17 protein-coding genes and 1 pseudogene are annotated in these 18,691 nt (G+C 74.1%); 6 read left to right on the forward strand and 12 right to left on the reverse strand.

Features of this window, described 5'->3' with window-relative positions; genetic code table 11:
* Positions 1 to 99 precede the first annotated feature (99 nt).
* On the reverse strand, positions 100 to 1,470 hold the full coding sequence (lysA, locus tag ACIBEC_RS03215) for a diaminopimelate decarboxylase (protein WP_360491960.1): 1,371 nt from the start codon (positions 1,468 to 1,470) through the stop codon (positions 100 to 102).
* Between the two features lie 15 nt (positions 1,471 to 1,485).
* On the reverse strand, positions 1,486 to 1,662 hold the full coding sequence (locus ACIBEC_RS03220) for a hypothetical protein (RefSeq protein WP_360491963.1): 177 nt from the start codon (positions 1,660 to 1,662) through the stop codon (positions 1,486 to 1,488).
* Between the two features lie 459 nt (positions 1,663 to 2,121).
* Between ACIBEC_RS03220 and ACIBEC_RS03225 the strand changes: the two genes are divergently transcribed.
* Together ACIBEC_RS03225 and ACIBEC_RS03230 are read left to right on the forward strand one after the other, a co-directional pair.
* Positions 2,122 to 2,607, forward strand: coding sequence for a universal stress protein (locus ACIBEC_RS03225; RefSeq protein ID WP_360491966.1), 486 nt, complete (start codon positions 2,122 to 2,124; stop codon positions 2,605 to 2,607).
* 388 nt (positions 2,608 to 2,995) lie between these two features.
* The gene (locus ACIBEC_RS03230; RefSeq protein WP_360491969.1) at positions 2,996 to 3,460 is read left to right on the forward strand and encodes a hypothetical protein; all 465 of its coding nucleotides are present in this window, start codon (positions 2,996 to 2,998) and stop codon (positions 3,458 to 3,460) included.
* Here the strand turns inward: ACIBEC_RS03230 and ACIBEC_RS03235 are convergent.
* From ACIBEC_RS03235 to ACIBEC_RS03245, 3 genes are all read right to left on the reverse strand, one after another.
* Positions 3,454 to 4,083 (reverse strand): hypothetical protein, encoded by a 630-nt coding sequence (locus ACIBEC_RS03235; RefSeq protein WP_360491972.1) that lies wholly within the window; start codon positions 4,081 to 4,083, stop codon positions 3,454 to 3,456. The genes ACIBEC_RS03230 and ACIBEC_RS03235 overlap by 7 nt on opposite strands.
* Before the next feature lie 91 nt (positions 4,084 to 4,174).
* Positions 4,175 to 4,312, reverse strand: a complete 138-nt coding sequence (locus tag ACIBEC_RS03240; protein ID WP_360491975.1) for a hypothetical protein — start codon at positions 4,310 to 4,312, stop codon at positions 4,175 to 4,177.
* A gap of 95 nt (positions 4,313 to 4,407) precedes the next feature.
* A complete protein-coding gene (locus tag ACIBEC_RS03245) occupies positions 4,408 to 4,551 on the reverse strand; it encodes a hypothetical protein (RefSeq protein ID WP_360491978.1) in 144 nt (47 codons plus the stop codon).
* 69 nt (positions 4,552 to 4,620) lie between these two features.
* Between ACIBEC_RS03245 and ACIBEC_RS03250 the strand changes: the two genes are divergently transcribed.
* On the forward strand, positions 4,621 to 4,884 hold the full coding sequence (locus tag ACIBEC_RS03250) for a hypothetical protein (RefSeq protein WP_360491981.1): 264 nt from the start codon (positions 4,621 to 4,623) through the stop codon (positions 4,882 to 4,884).
* Between the two features lie 327 nt (positions 4,885 to 5,211).
* On the opposite strand, the gene ACIBEC_RS03255 is transcribed toward ACIBEC_RS03250, so the two are convergent.
* The 5 genes from ACIBEC_RS03255 to ACIBEC_RS03275 form a co-directional block, all read right to left on the reverse strand.
* Entirely contained in the window at positions 5,212 to 6,579 is a 1,368-nt protein-coding gene (locus tag ACIBEC_RS03255) for a nitrate/nitrite transporter (RefSeq protein ID WP_396287711.1), read from the reverse strand.
* Entirely contained in the window at positions 6,576 to 6,944 is a 369-nt protein-coding gene (gene nirD / locus ACIBEC_RS03260; RefSeq protein ID WP_360491988.1) for a nitrite reductase small subunit NirD, read from the reverse strand. The genes ACIBEC_RS03255 and nirD overlap by 4 nt, the downstream gene beginning before the upstream one ends.
* Positions 6,941 to 9,547: a nitrite reductase large subunit NirB gene (nirB, locus tag ACIBEC_RS03265; protein ID WP_360491991.1), complete on the reverse strand. Its 2,607-nt coding sequence runs from the start codon at positions 9,545 to 9,547 to the stop codon at positions 6,941 to 6,943. Before nirB ends, nirD begins: the two co-directional genes overlap by 4 nt.
* Positions 9,544 to 10,824 (reverse strand): FAD-dependent oxidoreductase, encoded by a 1,281-nt coding sequence (locus tag ACIBEC_RS03270; protein WP_360491994.1) that lies wholly within the window; start codon positions 10,822 to 10,824, stop codon positions 9,544 to 9,546. Before ACIBEC_RS03270 ends, nirB begins: the two co-directional genes overlap by 4 nt.
* A 68-nt stretch (positions 10,825 to 10,892) precedes the next feature.
* Positions 10,893 to 13,091 (reverse strand): molybdopterin oxidoreductase family protein, encoded by a 2,199-nt coding sequence (locus ACIBEC_RS03275; RefSeq protein ID WP_360492323.1) that lies wholly within the window; start codon positions 13,089 to 13,091, stop codon positions 10,893 to 10,895.
* Between the two features lie 192 nt (positions 13,092 to 13,283).
* On the opposite strand from ACIBEC_RS03275, the gene ACIBEC_RS03280 reads away from it, so the two are divergent.
* Both ACIBEC_RS03280 and ACIBEC_RS03285 read left to right on the forward strand, forming a co-directional pair.
* Positions 13,284 to 14,408, forward strand: coding sequence for a uroporphyrinogen-III synthase (locus tag ACIBEC_RS03280; protein WP_360491997.1), 1,125 nt, complete (start codon positions 13,284 to 13,286; stop codon positions 14,406 to 14,408).
* Positions 14,408 to 15,112: a sirohydrochlorin chelatase gene (locus ACIBEC_RS03285; protein WP_360492000.1), complete on the forward strand. Its 705-nt coding sequence runs from the start codon at positions 14,408 to 14,410 to the stop codon at positions 15,110 to 15,112. The genes ACIBEC_RS03280 and ACIBEC_RS03285 overlap by 1 nt, the downstream gene beginning before the upstream one ends.
* Positions 15,113 to 15,484: 372 nt before the next feature.
* On the opposite strand, the gene ACIBEC_RS03290 is transcribed toward ACIBEC_RS03285, so the two are convergent.
* Together ACIBEC_RS03290 and ACIBEC_RS03295 are read right to left on the reverse strand one after the other, a co-directional pair.
* Positions 15,485 to 17,104: a metallophosphoesterase family protein gene (locus tag ACIBEC_RS03290; protein ID WP_360492003.1), complete on the reverse strand. Its 1,620-nt coding sequence runs from the start codon at positions 17,102 to 17,104 to the stop codon at positions 15,485 to 15,487.
* A 201-nt stretch (positions 17,105 to 17,305) separates the two neighbouring features.
* Positions 17,306 to 17,662 (reverse strand): annotated as a pseudogene (locus ACIBEC_RS03295) (5'-methylthioadenosine phosphorylase); the annotation flags it as partial.
* A 273-nt stretch (positions 17,663 to 17,935) separates the two neighbouring features.
* Between ACIBEC_RS03295 and ACIBEC_RS03300 the strand changes: the two are divergent.
* Complete coding sequence (locus ACIBEC_RS03300; RefSeq protein WP_360492006.1) at positions 17,936 to 18,604, forward strand: transglycosylase family protein; 669 nt, start codon at positions 17,936 to 17,938, stop codon at positions 18,602 to 18,604.
* Positions 18,605 to 18,691: the final 87 nt, after the last annotated feature.

Consider the following 18,691-nt stretch of genomic DNA (forward strand, 5'->3'; position numbering starts at 1 on the left):
CGGCGGCGCCCGCGGGCCCGCCCGCCTAAACCCCCCCCCCCCGGGGGGGGGGGGGGCGGTTTCGGCGGGCGGGCCCCAACCCCCCCCCACCCGGCCTCCTCAGCGGCCGACTTCGCGAATGCGGAAGTCCTCGACCGTTTCCCGGCGGATCAGCAGGCGGGCCCGGCCGTCGCGCACCGCTACCACCGCCGGGCGGCCGACCAGGTTGTAGCCGGACGCCATCGACAGCTGGTACGCGCCGGCGGCGGGCATCGCCAGCAGGTCGCCCGGGCGCAGGTCGGCGGGCAACACCGCATCCCGGACCAGCACGTCACCGGCCTCGCAGTGGCGGCCGACCACGTCCACCGTCGCCTCTCCCGCCTCCGAGCGGCGGCCGACCAACCGCACCGCGTACGGCGATCCGTACAGGGCCGGGCGCGGGTTGTCGCTCATCCCGCCGTCCACCGCGACGAAGCAGCGGCCGTCCGCTCCGTGCTTGACGGACAGCACCCGGTACACCGCCACCGCCGCCGGCCCGGCGATCGCGCGACCGGGTTCGACCAGCAGCCGTGGCACCTCCAGGCCCGCCTCGGCGCAGCGCACCGCCAGCCGGTCGGTCACCCGTACGGCGAACTCGGCCAGGTCCAACTCCGTGTCCCCCGACCGATAGCGGATGCCGTGGCCGCCACCCAGGTCCAGCTCGGACAGTTCCACACCATGCCGCTCCCGGACCTCGGCCAGCAGCCGCACCAGCGCGTCCACCGCCCGCAGATACGGCTGCACCTCGGTGATCTGCGAGCCCAAGTGGCAGTGCAGGCCCGCGAGTTCGAGCCCCGGCTGACCGAGCACCCGGGCGATCGCGTCGGCCGCCTCACCGCCCTCGATCGGGAAGCCGAACTTCTGCCCGCCGACGCCGGTCCGCACCGCCGCGTGGTGCCCGGCCGCGATCCCCGGGACGACCCGGACCAGCACCCTCTGCGGGGTGTCGGCGGCCACCAGCGCGGCCAGCCTCGCAATCTCCGCCGGGCCGTCGATGACGATCCGCCCCACCCGCAGCCGACGCGCCAGTCGCAGCTCCTCCGGGGACTTCGCGTTGCCGTGCAGCAGGATCCGCTGCGCCGGGAATCCGGCCGCGACCGCCAGCCACAGCTCACCGGCGGAGCACACGTCCAGGCCCAGGCCCTCGTCGGCGACCCAGTCGGCCATCGCGCTGCACAGGAAGGCCTTCGCCGCGTACAGCACCTCGGCGTGCGGCAGCGCCCGCCGGTACGCCCGGGCTCGGGCCCGGACCTCGCCCTCGTCCAGCACGTACAGCGGGGTGGCGAACCGCTCGGCGGCCTCGGCCAGCCCGACCCCGCCGACCAGCAGATCGGCTCCCCGGCCGGGCCGCGCCGAGGCCGGCCAGGGGGCGCCGAGCGCATCGGCGGCGGGTGCGGCGTGCCCGGCGGCGCGGGCGTCACCGACAACGGGTGGGGCGAGGAGCTCGGTCATGGCGGCGCTCCTCGGTCAGTCTTCGAACTGCATCGCGATGCGGCAGTGGGCCGGGCGGCTACGGTCGTGGGCAGGCTCGGCCCCGGACCCGGGTTCCGGCCTCCGGGCCGGCGGTTCCGGATCGGCCGGGCGGTCGATCAGCCGCACCACGCGCCGTAGCGGCGGCTCGACGGCGAGGGTGGTGTCGGTCATGGCGGGATCCCTTCAAGCGCTGGCCGTACGGCCGGACCTCTCCAGTGGAGACCCTCCGCACACCGACCGCACCCGTCATTGACGCAGCGCCTACGCCGTCGCCGCCGACCTTGACACTCTTCTGACGCTCCTTCGAACGCACTGTCAGGGAGGTGGTGCGCAGGATGGGCATCCGCGCGTGACGGTCACCGGCGACGGCACCAACGCCCCCGCTCGCCCAGGCAGACGTCGGCGTCGCCCCGGCAGAAGGTCGCCAGAAGGTCGTCATGAGGCCGTCAAGATGCGTGTGACCGGCGTCATGGTCGTGTCAGCGCCGGTACGGAGGAGGCCGTTCCGGGGTTCACTGGAGTCATCCGAAGCGAGGAGCACCAACCCGGAGAACCCCACCGGACGGCCCCACTGGAGCGAACCCCAGAGAGCGGATCCGGAGCGAATCCGGAGAGACGGAGGCGAACGGCCATGACCGGGACCACCCGAGTGATCGTCGGCCTGAGCGGATCACTCAGCAGTCTGGCCGCCCTCTACCACGCCGTCGGCGAGGCGGCCCGGAACGAAGCTGTGCTGGTGCCCGTCGCCGCGTGGACGGCCGGCGAGCGCGACGGGCTGCGACCGCGCTCCGAACCGGAACACGCCGCCCGCCGCCGCCTCGACGTCGCCTTCGAGCAGGCCTACGGCGGCTACCCGTCCGGCCTGGTCATCCGCCCGCTGGTGATCAACGCCGACCCCGGGGCCGCCCTGATCGGCGCCGTCACCGGCCCCGACGACCTGCTCGTCCTCGGCGCCGCCACCCGCCGCCGCTTCGACCGCCTGCGCCACGGCTCCGTCGCCCGCCACTGCCGCCACCGGGCCGGCTGCCGCGTCGTCGAGGTCTCACCCTCCGCCCTCCTCACCCGCCTCGAACTCCCGGCCCGCACCGGCGCACCCCTCCCCCTCCTGGCCCGCTGAGGCCGGTCCGCTGCCGCCGTCGCGTGACCGACGAGTCCCATCAGTGCCGGCCTCCCCTCGCGCTGTGGAGTGCCGGTCGCGAAACCGGAGGTCCACACCCGGGGCGGTCAGGCCGGCGTGGGTCGACGCCTTGCCGTACGGTCGGGTTCCGCAACTTCGACAGCTCTGTCGAAGTTGTCATGTCCGGGCTATTCTGGCCCGAGGCGGCCTCCGGTTTACAGCCAACCAGCCTCTTGTGCACGCTCTCTGACGGTACGTCAACATCGATCCGGCGTTCACCACCAGGCCTGTCGGGGCGTGCCCCGCGCCGCCCGCCGCCGTTGTACGGAAGGTGAATCGCCGCGCCCGCCCGAACGCCCCGGCCACCCCGCCGAGGAAGAGGTTCCGCATGACGACGTCCCGGCTCCACCCGCGCCCCGGCGAGACCGCGGCCCTGCTCGCCGTGCTCGGCCTGCTCATTCTGGAGGAGATCGCCCTCGGCATGGCCGAGGAGGACGACCGGCCCGTCATCGGCGGCATCCTCATCGGTGCCTCCGGCGCCGGCCTGCTGGTCGTCGGCGCCGTACTCTTCAGCCGCTGGCTCGATGCCCGCCGCCCGCTCCCCCTGCCCCCGGTCGGACCCAACGGGCGCGAGTACAGCGCCCGCGCCCTCGAAGGCTTCCCCATGGAGGCCATCCGCCCCCTCCTGCTCGCCGAAGACGCGCCCCAGCTCGGTCAGTTGTACTCCGCCTGGATGCTCGCCAAGGCCGGCCGCCCCGCCCCCTGGATCGCCCGCCGCCTCGGCATCCCCCTCGACGCCGTCCACCTCCTCGTCGACGCCGCCCGCTCACCGAAACTCGACCGGCGTCACTGACCGGGCACGGCATTCGCCTGCGCCACCAGGTACGGCACCAGCCCGCGCTCCGCCAACGCCACCCGCCAGGCGTTGCGCGCCCGCAGCAACTCCCCCGGCCCTTCCCCCGGCCCTTCCTCCTCCCCGTCCGCCGCCTCCGCCGACCGGGCCGCCGCACCCAGCAACCCCAGCCCGCCGACCAGCAGACTCACCGCCGCCACGCCGGCCGCGACCCACCCCGCGGTCAGCAGCCCGTGGGCCGGCACCTCCAAGTCCTCGGACAGCCCCAGCGCGTACCCGAGCAGCAGGAACGCCAGGGCCGCCGCCACCCCGATGATCGGCACGATCACCCCCAGCACCCCCCACCACCCCGACGCCCGCTCCCGCGCCGGCACGTCCACCGGCAGCCGCGCCACCGCGTCCGCATCCGCGCGCAGGGCCGCATAACGCTCGTACTCCGGCGCCGCCGCGGCCAGCACGAACTCCGCGTTCTCCCGCGCCACCCCCCGCAACCACTCCACCCCGCGCGCGCCACCCACGGCATCCCGCAGCGCCTCCCGCACCTGCGGCGCGGCGAGCGCCCGCCCGAGCTCCGTCTCGAAGTCGGCCCGATCCTGCTGCGGCAGCCGAAGCGGCTTGTACATGGTGCGTCCCCGTTCACCGGTCGTTTATTTCTACAGCACTGTAGAACATCACGGCGCACCACAGCAGCCCTGATCACCGGCGGGGTCACCCCTACGAGGGGTCGGCCAGGGGCACCCGGACCAGGGCGTCGCCGATCCTCCGGGCAAAGCTCCTCGTCAACTCCGACCACTCGATCGGGCCACGCGTCGAGAACAGCTCCAGGTCGAGGTGGGTGAGCGTCTTTGGCACGGAAGACCGGAACTCGGATGAACGGAACCGCTGGAGCACCTCGTTCGGGGTGCCCCTGCGAATCTCCGAGGTTTCGAAGAGCTCGCGATACGACATCACACGGGAAGGCCGAGACCGAGCACGTGGAAGACCTCCGTGTCCCCGGGAAAGGAGCCGATCCGACCGGCATCAATGCGATCGGCTTGCACGACCGGTCCGTTGACCGTGCTGCTGTTGATCGCGTTGGACTGGTCGACCACCGCTCGCGCCCCTCCCCCAGTGCAGGGAACGAGCGTAGGGCAGTCCGGGCTCAGGTCGTGGTGGTGAGGGTGGCGCGTTTGGCCTCGGCGGCGGCGGTCGGGGTGGCGCCGATGTTGGAGACGGTGGCGGTGAGGACGGCGTCGGCGCCGGGGATCCAGTTGAAGGTCCTGGACTGGAGGACGATCTGCCGTTGCTGCTGCGTCCTGTCGCAGATGACGTCGGCTTCGGCGGTGCGGCTGGAGCCGAAGGCGATCGAGGAGAAGTCCTGCGGGTCCTTCTGTTCGACGGAGACGGTGAGCGAGCGGGCTTCGGTGGCGACGGAGCAGAGGTAGCCGACGTCGACCCGGACGCGGCCGGGGAGTTTCGCGTCGATCTCGGCGTCGCCGAGGGTGGACGACCGTGGCGGCCGGGACCGGGCCGGTGACCGGGACCGGGCCGGCGGCCTGGGCGGGTGCGGCGAGGCAGGTGAGGCCGGTGAGGGTCGTGGTGGCGACCGTCAGGATGATCCACCGTTGCACTGCAACCTCCCGGTGCTGAGGACGTGTTGCGGCCGACGCTAACCGGACGACCGGACGGCCGCGCGCCGGGGCCGGGGCCGTCCGATCGTCACACCAACGGCTCAGCGCCCCATCGCGCCCGGTGCCACCGGCGCCGCCGTGTCACCGCCGCCGGAGCCAGACCGCCCAGGTCAGCACCGAGCAGAGCACGTACGCCGCCAGGAACCCCAGGTACGCCGCGTCCCCGTTGTGGCTGGCGAGGAAGGACTGCCGGAAGGCCAGGTTGACCAGCACCCCGCCGAACGCCCCGATCGCCCCTGCGAGCCCGATCAGTGCGGCGGACCGGCGCCTGGAGTCGGTCTCGGCGGCGGCAGGATCGGCGCCGGCGGCGACCGCCGACCGCGCAACGGCCTGGTAGTGGGCGGGGATCATCTTGTACGTCGAGCCGTTGCCGAGGCCGCTGAGGACGAACAGGGCGATGAACCCGGCGAGGAACAGCGGCAGCGAGCCCGCCCGGGACGCGGCGAGGACGACCGCCGTTCCGGCGCCCATGGCGAGGAAGGTGCAGAGCGTGACCACCGCCCCGCCGTACCGGTCCGCGAGCCGCCCGCCGACCGGTCGCAGCAGCGAGCCGAGCAGCGGCCCGAGGAAGGTGAGCGCGGCCGCCTTGACCGGGGTGTCGAAGCGCTCGTGGAACTGCACCTGCAGCACCTGCCCGAAGGCGAAGCCGAAGCCGATGAACGAGCCGAACGTCCCGATGTACAGGGTCGATACGGCCCAGCCGTACGGATCGCGGGCCACTTCGCGCAGGGCACGCCCTTCGCCTGAGGCCGAGCCGGGCGCCGAGCCGGCTGCCGAACTCCCGGACGCCACCGCCAGGTTGTCCATCCGCCACCACGCCCCCGCCGCCGCGAACACGATCAGCGGCAGGTAGAGCAGGGGCAGCAGCCGCGGGTGGGTGGCGCCGGCGGTGGTCAGCACCAGCAGTCCGAGCAGTTGCACGGCCGGTACGCCGAGGTTGCCGCCGCCCGCGTTGATGCCGAGTGCCCAGCCTTTGAGCCGGTGCGGGTAGAAGGCGTTGATGTTGGCCATCGAGGAGGCGAAGTTGCCGCCGCCGACCCCTGCCACGCAGGCGACGGCCAGCAGCGTCCCGTACGAGACCCCGGGTTCGAGCACGACGACGGCGAGCACGGTGGGAACGAGCAGCAGCAGGGCGCTGATCACCGTCCAGTTGCGTCCGCCGAAGCGGGCGACGGCGAAGGTGTACGGCAGTCGCAGCAGGGCGCCGAGCGCGGTCGGGAGGGCGGTGAGGGTGAACTTGCCTGCGGTGTCGATGTGGTACTCGGGCCCGAGGAAGAGGACGAGCACCGACCAGAGGCTCCAGACCGAGAAGCCGATGTGCTCGGAGAGGACGGAGAACACCAGGTTGCGGCGGGCGATCCGGGCGCCGGTGCGCTCCCAGAACTCCTCGTCCTCCGGGTCCCAACCGACCAGCGGAGCGGGCTTTCTCACGTCGAGGACGGCGGTCACTCCCCACCTCCGGAGACCTCGGAGCCGGCGACCCGCACCGGCCAGCGCCGCAGCACGGCGGGGGCGCCGTCAGGGGTGGTGTCCTCGTCCAGGCAGTGCCCGTCGGTGAGGTCGTAGACCTGCTTGTACATCGGGGAGATGAGGGTCGGCCGGTCGCCGCGACTGCCGAGCAGACCGCGGGAGAGGACAGGGGCGCCGCTGAACGGGTCGAGGTTGTCGACGGCGTAGAGCGTTCCGGCGCGGTCCCGGAAGAGGGCGACTTGACCCGCTTCCGGGAGCAACACCGCGACGCCGCGGCCGGGTTGCAGGTCGGCGAGGGCGCAGACGGCCTGCCAGCGGGTCCCGTCGTGGATCTGTACGGTCACGGGGTGAGCACCTCCAGTCGGGTTCCGGCGACGAGCACCGGGGTGTCGAGGGGGTGGCCGGCCTCGCCGGGGCGGGCGGGGCGGATCTGGCCGCGTTCGGGCACGAAGGTCACGGCGGGGTCGGGGGTGCCGGGGGCATTGACGAAGGAGGAGAAGCGCCGCATCCGCTCGGGGTCGGCCAGCGTCTCGGCCCATTCGTCCCGGTAGCAGCCGATGTGACGTGCCATCAGTTCGTCCAGCTCGGCCGAGATGCCGAGCGAGTCGTCCAGCACGACGGCCCGCAGGTGGTCGAGTCCGCCTTCCAGTCGCTCCAGCCAGACCGAGGTGCGTTCCAGCCGGTCGGCGGTGCGGATGTAGAACATCAGGAAGCGGTCGATGGCGCGGATGAGCGTGTCGCGGTCGAGGTCGGCGGCGAGCAGGTCGGCGTGGCGCGGGGTCATGCCGCCGTTGCCGCCGACGTAGAGGTTCCAGCCGGCCGAGGTGGCGATGATGCCGAAGTCCTTGCTCTGCGCCTCGGCGCATTCGCGGGCGCAGCCGGAGACGGCGGCCTTGAGCTTGTGCGGGGAGCGCAATCCCCGGTAGCGCAGCTCGAGTTCGATGGCGAGGGTGGTGGAGTCCTGGACGCCGTAGCGGCACCAGGTCTCACCGACGCAGGACTTGACGGTGCGCAGCGACTTGCCGTAGGCGTGTCCGGACTCGAAGCCGGCGTCGACCAACTTGCGCCAGATGACTGGCAGTTGGTCGACCGTGGCGCCGAACATGTCGATCCGCTGACCGCCGGTGATCTTGGTGTAGAGGCCGTGGTCGCGGGCGATCTCGCCGATCGTGATCAGGCCTTCGGGGGTGATCTCGCCGCCGGGCACCCGGGGTACGACCGAGTACGAGCCGTTGCGCTGCAGGTTGGCCAGGAAGTGGTCGTTGGAGTCCTGCAGCGCGCCCTGCTCGCCGTCCAGGATGTGGCCGTTGCCGAGGCTGGCCAGGATGGAGGCGACGGTCGGCTTGCAGATCTCGCAGCCCTCGCCGCCACTGCCGTGCGTGGCGAGCAGGTCGGAGAAGCTCGTCGCTCCGGTGACCCGGACGATCTCGTACAACTCGGCGCGGGTGTGGGCGAAGTGCTCGCACAGGCCCTTGAGGGTGCTGACCCCGGCGGCTTCCAGCTCCTCGGTGACGACGGTGCCGAGCTGCTTGAGGCAGCTGCCGCAGCCGGTGCCGGCCCGGGTGCACTTCTTGACGGCGGCGACGCTGTCGCAGCCCTGGTCGTGGACGGCGGCGCGCACCTCGCCCTGGGTGACGTTGTGGCAGGAGCAGAGCACCGCGTCGTCTGGCAGCGCGACCGGTCCGGCGGAGGCGAACCCGGTGGGCAGGACGAGCTGTTCGGGGGCGACGGTGAGCGGCTTGCCGCCGACGGCGAGCGGGCGCAGGGTGCCGTAGCCCTCGGTGTCGCCGACCAGGACTCCGCCGAGCAGCGCACCGTCGGCGCCGATGACGAGCTTGCGGTAGACGCCGCTGCGGCTGTCGCTGTAGAGCACGTCGAGGGCGCCCTCGGCGCTGCCGTGCGGGTCGCCGAAGCTGGCGACGTCCACGCCGAGCAGCTTGAGCTTGGTGGAGGTGTCGGCGCCGGTGAAGCCCGCGCCGCCGAGTTCCGCGAGGGTGCGCGCCGCCGTCTCGGCCATCTGGTAGCCGGGGGCGACCAGGCCGTAGACCCGGCCGTCGACGGCCTGGGCGCACTCGCCGATGGCGAGGATCGCCGGGTCCTCGGTGCGGCACCGGGCATCGACGACCACGCCGCCGCGCTGGCCGACCGGCAGTCCGCAGTCCCGGGCGAGCTGGTCGCGGGCGCGTACACCGGCCGAGAACACCACAAGGTCGGCGGGCAGTTCGCGCCCGTCGGAGAGGGCGAGGCCGCGGACCCGGCCGTCCGGGCCGGTGAGGACGCCGCCGGCGCCGGCGCTGGTGTGGACGGTGACGCCGAGGTCCTCGATCTTGCGGCGCAGCGTCGCGCCGCCGCCGTCGTCGACCTGTACGGCCATCAGCCGGGGCGCGAACTCGACGACGTGGGTGTCCAGTCCGCCGGCCCGCAGCGCGCCGGCCGCCTCCAGGCCGAGCAGCCCGCCGCCGACGACGACGCCGGTCCCGGCAGCCACCGCCTCGGCGCGGATGGCGTCGACGTCCTCGATGGTCCGGTAGACGTGGCAGCCGGGGGCGTCGGTGCCGGGCACCGGCGGCACGAAGGGCACCGAGCCGGTGGCCAGCACCAGTGCTTCGTACCGGACTTCGGAGCCGGAGCGGGTGCGCACCAGTCGCCGTTCACGGTCGATCGCGGTGGCCGGGTCGCCCAGGCGCAGGTCGATGCCGTGCTCGGCGAGGAAGCCCTGCGGGCAGAGCGCGAGGTCCTCGGTGGTGCTCCCGGAGAACAGCGCGCTGAGGTGGACCCGGTCGTAGGCGGGTCGGGGCTCCTCGGCGAGCACGGTGACCCGCCAGCCGCGCGCGGCCGGCTGCTCGGTCCAGGCTTCCAGGAAGCGCTGGCCGACCATGCCGTGGCCGACCAGGACGAGGTCCCGGACGGGCCGGACGTCCGAAACCGAACGGTCGTCTGTGGTCATCGCACTACTCCAGTCATGGCGGTTCCTCGGGTGAGCAAGTGCAGGGGGTGGCCGGCGAGTTCGCCGCTGTCGGCGAAGGCGCCGGCAAGCGCGTCCACGGTGGCCAGGTCGCCGAGCAGGATGGCGCCGACCAGGCGGTCGCCGCGCAGGACGAGCTTCTTGTAGCTGCCGCGGGTGGCGTCGGTGAGCCGCAGGACGTCGAGGCCGGGGTCGAGGGTCTCGTCCACGGTGCCGAAGGCCGCGTACTCCAGGCCGCCGGTGCTGAGCCGGGCGCGCGGGCGGGTGCCGGGGTAGCGGGCGTCCGGCTCGGCGCCGGAGAGCCGGCGGGCGAGGACGTCGGCCTGTTCCCAGGCGGGGCCGGCCAGGCCGTGGACGGTGCCGCGGTGTTCGGCGCAGTCGCCGATGGCGTACACGTCGGGGGCGACCGCCAGGCCGTCGTCCACCAGGACGCCGGTGGCGACGGGAAGTCCGGCGGCGTGGGCGAGCGCGGTGCGCGGGCGGGTTCCGCAGGCCAGGACGACCAGGTCGCAGTCGAGCCGGTAGCCGCCGGCCAGTTCGACGGCGCCGACCCGCCCCCGGCCTCCGGCCGGGGGCTCCCCCGTCCCGACGTGCACGGCGCGGGCGCGGTTGCCGGTGTAGCACTCGACGCCGAGCACCCGCAGCCGCTCCCGCAGCACCGCCGCCGCCTCGTAGTCGAGTTGACGTTCGATCAGATGCGGTGCCTGGTGGACGATTTCGGTACGGACGCCGAGCGCGGCCAGCGCCCGGGCGGCGCTCACCCCGAGCACCCCGCCGCCGATCACCACGGCCTGCTCGGCGCCGACCGCCTCCTCGGCGAGGCGCGCGCAGTCCTCCAGGGTGCGCAGCGTGTGCACCCCTTCGACCAGCCCGTACCCGTCGGCGCGGCGCAGTCCCCGGACGGGCGGCAGCACCGGGTTGGCGCCGGTGGCGAGGACCAGTTCGTCCCACGCCTCGACGCTGCCGTCCGCGAGCCGCAGCATCCGGCCGTCCACGTCCAGTGCGACGACCTCGCAGCCGGGCCGGGCCTTCGCCCCGCCGAGCGGAAGCGCGATCGCCTCCGCGTCGTAGCGTCCGGTCAGCACCTCGGCGAGCAGCACCCGGTTGTACGGGGCGCGCGGCTCGGCGCCGTACACGGTGACCGTGCCGGGCCCGCCGAGCGCGCCGTACCGTTCCGCGAAGCGGGCGGCCGCCATGCCGCCGCCGACCACGGCGATCCTCGGGGTCCTCGCGGGCGCCGCGGTGGTCGTCCCGGTCATCGGTGCCCTCGGGATCCTGAGGGTCCTCGGGGTCACTGGGATCCTCGGGGTCACTGGGATCCTCGGGGTCATCGGGTGACCTCCTGTTGCGCAGGCTCCACCCGGACGGCGCAGAGCTTGAACTCCGGCATCCGCGACACCGGGTCGAGCGCCGGGTTGGTGAGGCTGTTGGCCCGGCCGGCGCCGGCCCAGTGGAAGGGCATGAAGACGGTGTCCGGCCGGATCCCGTCGGTGATCCGCGCCGGGGCGACGGCCCGGCCCCGCCGGCTGGTGACCGCGACGGGCTCGCCGTCCGCGATCCCGAGCCGCTCGGCGAGCCGCGGGTGCAGTTCGACGTACGGGCCGGGCGCGGCCGCGTTGAGCTCGGCGACCCGGCGGGTCTGCGCGCCGCTCTGGTACTGGGAGAGCACCCGGCCGGTGGTCAGGTACAGCGGGTACGCCTCGTCCGGTTCCTCGGCCGCCGGGCGGTGGGTGACGGCGGCGAAGCGGGCCCGCCCGTCCGGGGTGGCGAAACGGTCGAGGAAGAGCCGGGGCGTGCCGGGGTGGTCCTCGGACGGGCAGGGCCAGAACACCCCGTCCTCGGCGACGATCCGGGCGTAGCTGACGCCCGCGTAGTCGGCGTCGCCGCCGGCCGAGGCACGCCGCAGCTCGTCGAAGGCCTGCTCGGCCTCGACCGGGAAGCCGTCCGCCGGGAAGCCGTCCGGCACCCCGAGCCGGGCGGCCAGTTCGCGCAGCACCCACAGCTCGCTGCGCACGCCCTCCGGCGGGTCGAGGGCGCGGCGGCGCAGGATCACCCGGCCCTCCAGGTTGGTGGTGGTGCCGTCCTCCTCGGCCCACTGGGTGACCGGCAGCACGACGTCCGCGAGCCGGGCCGTCTCGGAGAGCACCAGGTCCGCGACGACCAGCAGGTCCAGCGCGAGCAGCCGCTCGGTGACGTGCCCGGCGTTGGGCGCGGACACCGCCGGGTTGGAGCCGGCCAGCAGCAGCGCCCGGACGCCGTCAGGGCGGCCGAGGCCGTCCAGCAGCTCGTAGGCGGACTTGCCCGGGCCGGGGATCGTCGCCGGGTCGACGCCCCACACCGCGGCGACGTGCGCGCGGGCCGCCGGGTCCTCGATCGAGCGGTAGCCGGGCAGTTGGTCGGCCTTCTGGCCGTGCTCGCGCCCGCCCTGGCCGTTGCCCTGGCCGGTCAGGCAGCCGTAGCCGCTGTACGGGCGGCCGGCGTTGCCGGTGGCCAGGCAGAGGTCGATCCAGGCGCCGACGGTGTCGGTGCCCTTGCTCTGCTGCTCCGGGCCGCGCGCGGTGAGCACCATGCCGGTCGGCGCCTCACCGAACAGCCGTGAAGCCTCCCGGAGTTGGTGGGCGGGAACGCCGGTGATCCGCTCCACCCGGTCCGGCCAGTGGGCCATCGCCGATTCGCGCGCCCACTCGAAGCCGGTGGTCCGCTCGGCGACGAACTCCTCGTCCACCAGACCGTCCGCGATCACCAGGTGGAGCAGGCCGAGGGCCAGCGCCAGGTCCCCGCCGGGGCGCGGCTGCAGGTGCAGGTCGGCCAGCTCGGCGGTGCGGGTGCGGCGCGGGTCGACCACGATCAACGTGCCCCCGTTCTCCCGCAGTTCACGGAAGTAGCGGACGGCGGGCGGCATCGTCTCGGCCGGGTTGGCTCCGACCAGGATCAGGCAGCCGGTGTGCGGGATGTCCTCGAGCGGGAACGGCAGCCCGCGGTCAAGGCCGAAGGCCCGGCGGTGGGCGGCGGCCGCCGAGGACATGCAGAACCGGCCGTTGTAGTCGATGTTGGCGGTGCCCAGCACCACCCGGGCGAACTTGCCCAGCAGGTACGCCTTCTCGTTGGTCAGCCCGCCGCCGCCGAACACGCCGACCGCGTCCGGCCCGTACTCGGCCCGCGTCCGGGCCAGCCCGGCCGCCACCCGGTCCAGCGCCTCCGGCCAGCCGGCCGAGCGCAACGGCCCACCCGGCCGGTCCCGCAGCAGCGGGCCGGTCAGCCGGACGTCCCGGGCCAGCAGCGCAGGCGCCGAACGGCCCTTGCCGCAGAGCGCGCCGCGGTTCACCGGGAAGTCCGGGCGCTCCAGCACCTCGACCGGCAGGTCCGGGGCCGCGGTGCCCGTGCCCGGGTTGGCCAACGTGCCCGCGACCGGCGACAGCCGCATGCCGCACTGCAGCGAGCAGTACGGGCAGTGCGTGTCGGTGGCGGCCACCGCGGGCTCGCCGGCCGGGTCGGCCACAACGGCGATGGGGCTGGTCAACGTCATGCCGAGAAATTTCGCCACCCGCTGTTTCGCGATCGGGTCGCCGATGTTGCGGGCGCGGTACACCTCGCTCACGGCGCCCGGCCACCGGGGTGCACGGCCGGACATCTGCCGTAACCGGAGCGGCACTTTCACTTACCGGCAAGTGACGGGCGGGCAATGATGCCGTAACACGCGCGGCGGAGGCTGGCCCGCATGGCAGCAACCCTCACCCAGCCAGGACCGCTCACCGGCTTCACCGTCGGGGTCACCGCCGCCCGCCGCCGCGAGGAACTCACCGCCCTGCTGACCCGGCGCGGCGCGCAGGTGGTCGAGGCGCCGGTGCTGCGCATCCTGCCGCTCGCCGACGACCTCGCCCTGCGCAAGGCCACCGACCGCTGCCTGGCCGCCCCCCTCGACTACGTGGTGGCCACCACCGGGGTCGGCTGGCGCGGCTGGATGAGCGCGGCCGACGGCTGGGGCCGGGGCAGCGCGCTCGCCGAGGCCTGCCGCGGCGCGGTGGTGCTCAGCCGCGGCCCCAAGGCCACCGGCGCGGTCCGCGCCAGCGGGCTGGACGAGGGGTACTCCCCCGGCACCGAGGCCACCGACGAGCTGCTGACCTGGCTGCTCGCCCGCCCGCTGGCCGGGCGCCGGATCGCCGTCCAGGAGCACGGGGTGCGGCTGGACGCATTCGCGGCGGCGCTGCGTGAGCGCGGCGCCGAGGTGATCTCCGTCCCGGTCTACCGCTGGGCGCCCCCGGAGGACCCGGGCGCGGTCAGACGCCTGCTCGACCAGACCGTACGGCGCCAACTGCACGCCCTCACCTTCACCAGCGCCCCCGCGATCACCGCCCTGCTCGCCGCCGCCGAGACCGAAGGGCTGTACGAGGCGCTGGTCGACGCCCTGCGCGAGGACGTCCTGCCGGTCTGCGTGGGCACCCTGTGCGCCCGGCCGCTCACCGACCTCGGCCTGCCCGCAGTCCACCCCGAACGCGGCCGGCTCGGCTCGCTGGTCCGGCTGCTCGCGGACGTCCTCCCCGGCCGCGGCAGGCGCGAAGTTCCCCTCGCCGGACAGCTGTTGACCCTCCAAGGGAACGCCGCACTGGTCGACGGGCAGAGCCACCTGCTCAGCCCGCGCGGCGCCGCCGTCCTGCGCGCCCTCGCCGAACACCCCGGCCGGGTGCTCAGCCGCGCCGAACTCCTGCGCGCCGCCTGGCCGGACACCGGCGCCGACGAACACGCCGTCGAGGCCGCCGTCGGCCGGCTGCGCGCCTCGCTGGGGCCGCACGCGACGCTGATCCGCACCGTCCCCAAGCGCGGCTACCGGCTGGCGGCGGGCTGATGAAGCCGGTCCTGCTCGCCGTCGCCCACGGCAGCCGGGACCCGGCGGCGGTCACCGCAACACGCGCCGTGCTGCGGCTGATTCGCACACTCCGCCCCGAACTGACCGTCCGTTGCTGCTTCCTGGACCTCGCCCGCCCCTCGCTCGACCAGGCGCTCGCCCGACTCTCCGGCCGGCAACCGATCCTGGTCCCCCTCCTCCTCGGCACCGGCTACCACATCCGGGTCGACATCCCCGCCGTCCTCGCACGCGCCGGCCTCCCCCACGCCCGGCTCGCCCCCGCCCTCGGCCCCCACCCGCTGCTCGCCGAAGCCCTCGCCGACCGCCTCGCCGAGGCCGGCGCCCCGCCCGACGCCTCCGTGGTCCTCGCCGGAGCCGGCTCCTCCGACCCCACCGCGCTCGCCGACACCACCCGGATGGCCGGTCTTCTCGCCGCCCACCTCGGCCGCCCGGTCACCCCCGCCCACCTCTCCGCCGCCACCCCCACCCCCCACCAGGCAGTGGCCGAGCTCCAGGCCACCGGTCACCCCCGGGTCGCCCTCGCCACCTACCTCCTCTCACCCGGCTTCTTCGCCCGACGCGCGGCCACCACCCCCGCCACCTGGACCGGCGCCCCACTGGCGGCCCACCCCGCCGTGGCCCGACTGATCCTCCACCGCTACGACCAGGCCCGCACGGCCACCGGACTCCTGACGGCCGCCTGACCAGCCCGCCGAACCGCCATGGCCCCGGTCACCGCCTGCTGATCCCCCACACGGCCCAGGACACTGAGCGCGTCGAGGCCCCGGGACGTTCACCACCGACGTGGTGAGAACCACACCGCTTCCCTCGCGCAACAGCGGCACCAACGCCTGCACCGTGAAGTACGGGCCCTCGGCGTTGATGCCGAACAGCTCGTCCTACATCTCCTCCGTCGTCGAGTCGAACGGCGCGGACGCAGTGACGCCGGTGTTGACGAACAGCGCGTCCACTGGCGGAGGCGGCGACGGAGCCCGCCGACGTCTACGTCCGGGCCACCGGCACGTGACAGGGCCCGCCGCGCCGCCCCGGGGCGGCGGGCCCTCCTGGAAGAACGGCTACCGCCGGGCGGCGGCGCGCTCGCCCCGGGCGTTCCCGTCCTCGCCCTGGTCGTCCTCGTCCCAGCCGTCCCAGCCGTCGCTGCGGTCGCGGTACAGGGTGAAGCGGTCGAACAGCACCGGCGTCGGGGCCGGGTTCGCGGCGGTGGCCGGCACCGAGTGGTAGTAGGACACCGTGATGGTCGTCCGGCCGCCCGGGACCAGCCCGGGGTCGACGTCGAAGACGGCGACGCCGTACGGGAATTGGGTGTCCGGGTCGGTGACGGCCGACCAGTGGGCCTTCTCCTTGGCGTCCGGGTCGGCCTTGAAGGTGAGCCGCTGGGTGCGCACGCTCGCCTCGCGGACGCCGTTCTCGTCGGCGGGCAGGTAGACGTCGTCGTGGCCGGCGGTGCCGCCGCCGCCCAGGATGAGGTGGACGGTGCCCTGCGAGGTGTCGATCTGCCGCAGGTCGTCGTCGGCGACGGCCGGGGTGAGCAGGCCGCCCGGTTCGGTGCCGCGCACCGGGTGGGTGCGCTCGTAGTCGTGGTCGTGGCCGGCGAGGACGAGGTCGACGCAGTGGCGGTCGAGCAGCGGCAGCAGCTTCTCGCGGATACCCATGTCGCCGCCGTGGCTGGCGGCCGACGAGGACATCGCGAACTGGTGCAGGTAGACGACGATCCAGTCCACCGAGCGCCCGCCCCGGGCGCGTGACAACAGCCGGTCCAGCCAGCGGAGTTGGGCGCCCTCGCTGTAGTCGCTGATGTAGATGGACTGCCCGGTGGCCGGGTCGATGCTGGCGTCGTCCTCGACCGCGATCTCGTTGCCGTCCAGGCTCACGAAGAGCACCGAGCCGACCTGGAAGCCGTACCAGTTGCCGCAGTGGTCGCGGGTGCCGTTGTCCGGCAGTTCGAAGCGGGTCAGGTAGGAGGCGTATCCGAGGTCGCCGCCGCCCGCCTCCACCTCGTGGTTGCCGGGCGTGGGCATCCACGGGCGGTTGGCGGCCGACGTCGCCATGTTGTTCATGAAGGCGTTCCACGCCTGCGGTTGGCGCTGCGGGTTGTTGTTGGCGTACGCGAGGTCGCCGTTGAGCAGGTGGAACAGCGGTGCGAACTGCTCGACCTGCCGGACGGCGGCCGCGCCGTGGATCGAGGACTTGCTGAACACGTTGTCGCCGGTGCCCAGGTCGCCGAAGCTGGTGAAGCGGAACGCGGCCCGGCCGCGCGCGGGCGCGGTGCGGAAGGTGCCGCGCACCGGCTGGGCGCCGTCGTGCAGCACCTCGTAGACGTACGTGGTGTCGGGCTGCAGGCCGGTCAGTCGGGCGTGGTGGGTGAAGGTCTCGACCTTGTTGAGCCCGTCGACGTAGCTGCGGGTGCGCGCGTCCACCGTACGGCCGGCGCCTTCGCGCGGGGTTCCGATCCGCACCCGGGGGCGCTGTACGGAGGCGGCCGTCGCCCAGGAGACCGTCATCTCGCGGGACGGCTCGGCGCCCCACTGCAGGTGGATCTGCTCCGGACCGGGGGTGCCGGCGACCGCCGGCTGCGTCCACAGCAGCGTGGACGCGGGCAGCGCGGCGAGCGCGCCGACCGCCGTCCCCGTCCGAAGGACCGTTCTACGGGAAGGACGTGTCGAAGAGTGTGCCACCACTGCCGCCTCCAGGGCTCCGGGAATCGCCCAGGAGGCTCCCAGCCGAACCGCACGGCCGGACCACACCCGACCGTGCGGACGGCGAACGGCAGCTGAACACCGGTCGGCCGGAAAACCTTCGGTACACAACCTGCCGGGCGACCTCACGGGCGAACTGACAGGCGGACTGACCGGCGAACCGACCGACGAACGCGGTGCTCAGCCGGTGACCACGCCCGGCAGGCCGGTGGCGACCCCGTCCAGGGCGTGCGAGCAGACGCAGTCCCGCTCGGCGGGCAGGCTCTCCAGCGCCTTGAAGAGCACGGTGCGCAGCCGGTCGACATTCCCGGAGAAGACCTTCAGCACCTCCGCGTGGGTGACGCCCTCGCCGCTCTCCACGCCCGCGTCGAGGTCGGTGACCAGCGCGAACGAGGTGTAGCAGAGGACGAGTCCACGGGCCGGCACGGCCTCCGGCTGTCCGGTCATGCCGACCACCGACCAGCCGTCGGCGGTGAACCAGCGGGATTCGGCGCGGGTGGAGAAGCGCGGCCCCTCGATCACCCAGCACGTACAGCCCCGTGCCGCCGATCACGCCCAACTCGGCCCGTACGGTGCCCTGATCGATCGTCATCGTTCGTACTCTTCTTCGAGGAACGTCCCGGTCACTCTGGGATCGGCGGGTGAAGGGGGGTACGGCCGGTTGGCCGCGGGCCGGCGGGGTGGTCCCGGGCGGCCGTGCGGGTGACTTGCCGGACGTGTCGGCGGCGCGGCGCCCCATCAGTCGTGCGTCGGTGGAAGTGCGCCGCCTCCGGACGGCGCGCGTCCTGTCCCCGAACCTGAGAGCCGCCGATGCCTGCCACCGCCTGTCTCCGTCGCCTCGTCCCCACCGCGCTCTGCGCCCTCACCGTGGCCCTCGCCGCCCCTGCGGCCCACGCCGCACCACCGGGCCCCGCCACCGGGTCCGACCCCGGCCGGCCGGGCGGCGACCGGTACGACTGGGACAGGGTGGCGGCCTGCGAGAGCAGCGGCAACTGGCGCGTCAACACCGGCAACGGTTACTACGGCGGCCTCCAGTTCGACCAGCCCACCTGGCGCGAGAACGGCGGCCTCGCCTACGCCCCGCGCCCCGACCTCGCCACCCGCGACCAGCAGATCGCCGTCGCCCGGCACCTCGCCGGCCGCCGCGGCCTCTCCCCCTGGCCGGTCTGCGGCGCCCGCGCCACCCGCCGCCACGACCGCGACGGCGCCCTGCCGCCCCGGGCCACCACCCCGCCGCCCGCGGCCGCCCGGCCTTCCCATTCCGCCCCCGCTGTCTCCGCCTCCGATTCCGGTTCCGCCTCCGGTTCCGGTTCCACGGACGGCACCTGGACCGTCCGCGAGAACGACAACCTCGCCGACCTCGCCGAGAGCCTCCACGTGCCCGGCGGCTGGCCCGCCCTCTACGCCCTGAACCGCCGCACCGTCGGCGAGGACCCGGACCTCATCCAGCCCGGCATGGTCCTCGACCTCCCGTCCTGACCCCCCTCCCGACCCGCCGCCCACGCCCTCCCCTCCCGGGCGTGGGCGGCGCCACGCTGTCAGACGGCCGGGAGCACCGCCGCGAGC

This window comes from Kitasatospora sp. NPDC051164 (assembly GCF_044455625.1).
Classification (GTDB): Bacteria; Actinomycetota; Actinomycetes; order Streptomycetales; family Streptomycetaceae; genus Kitasatospora.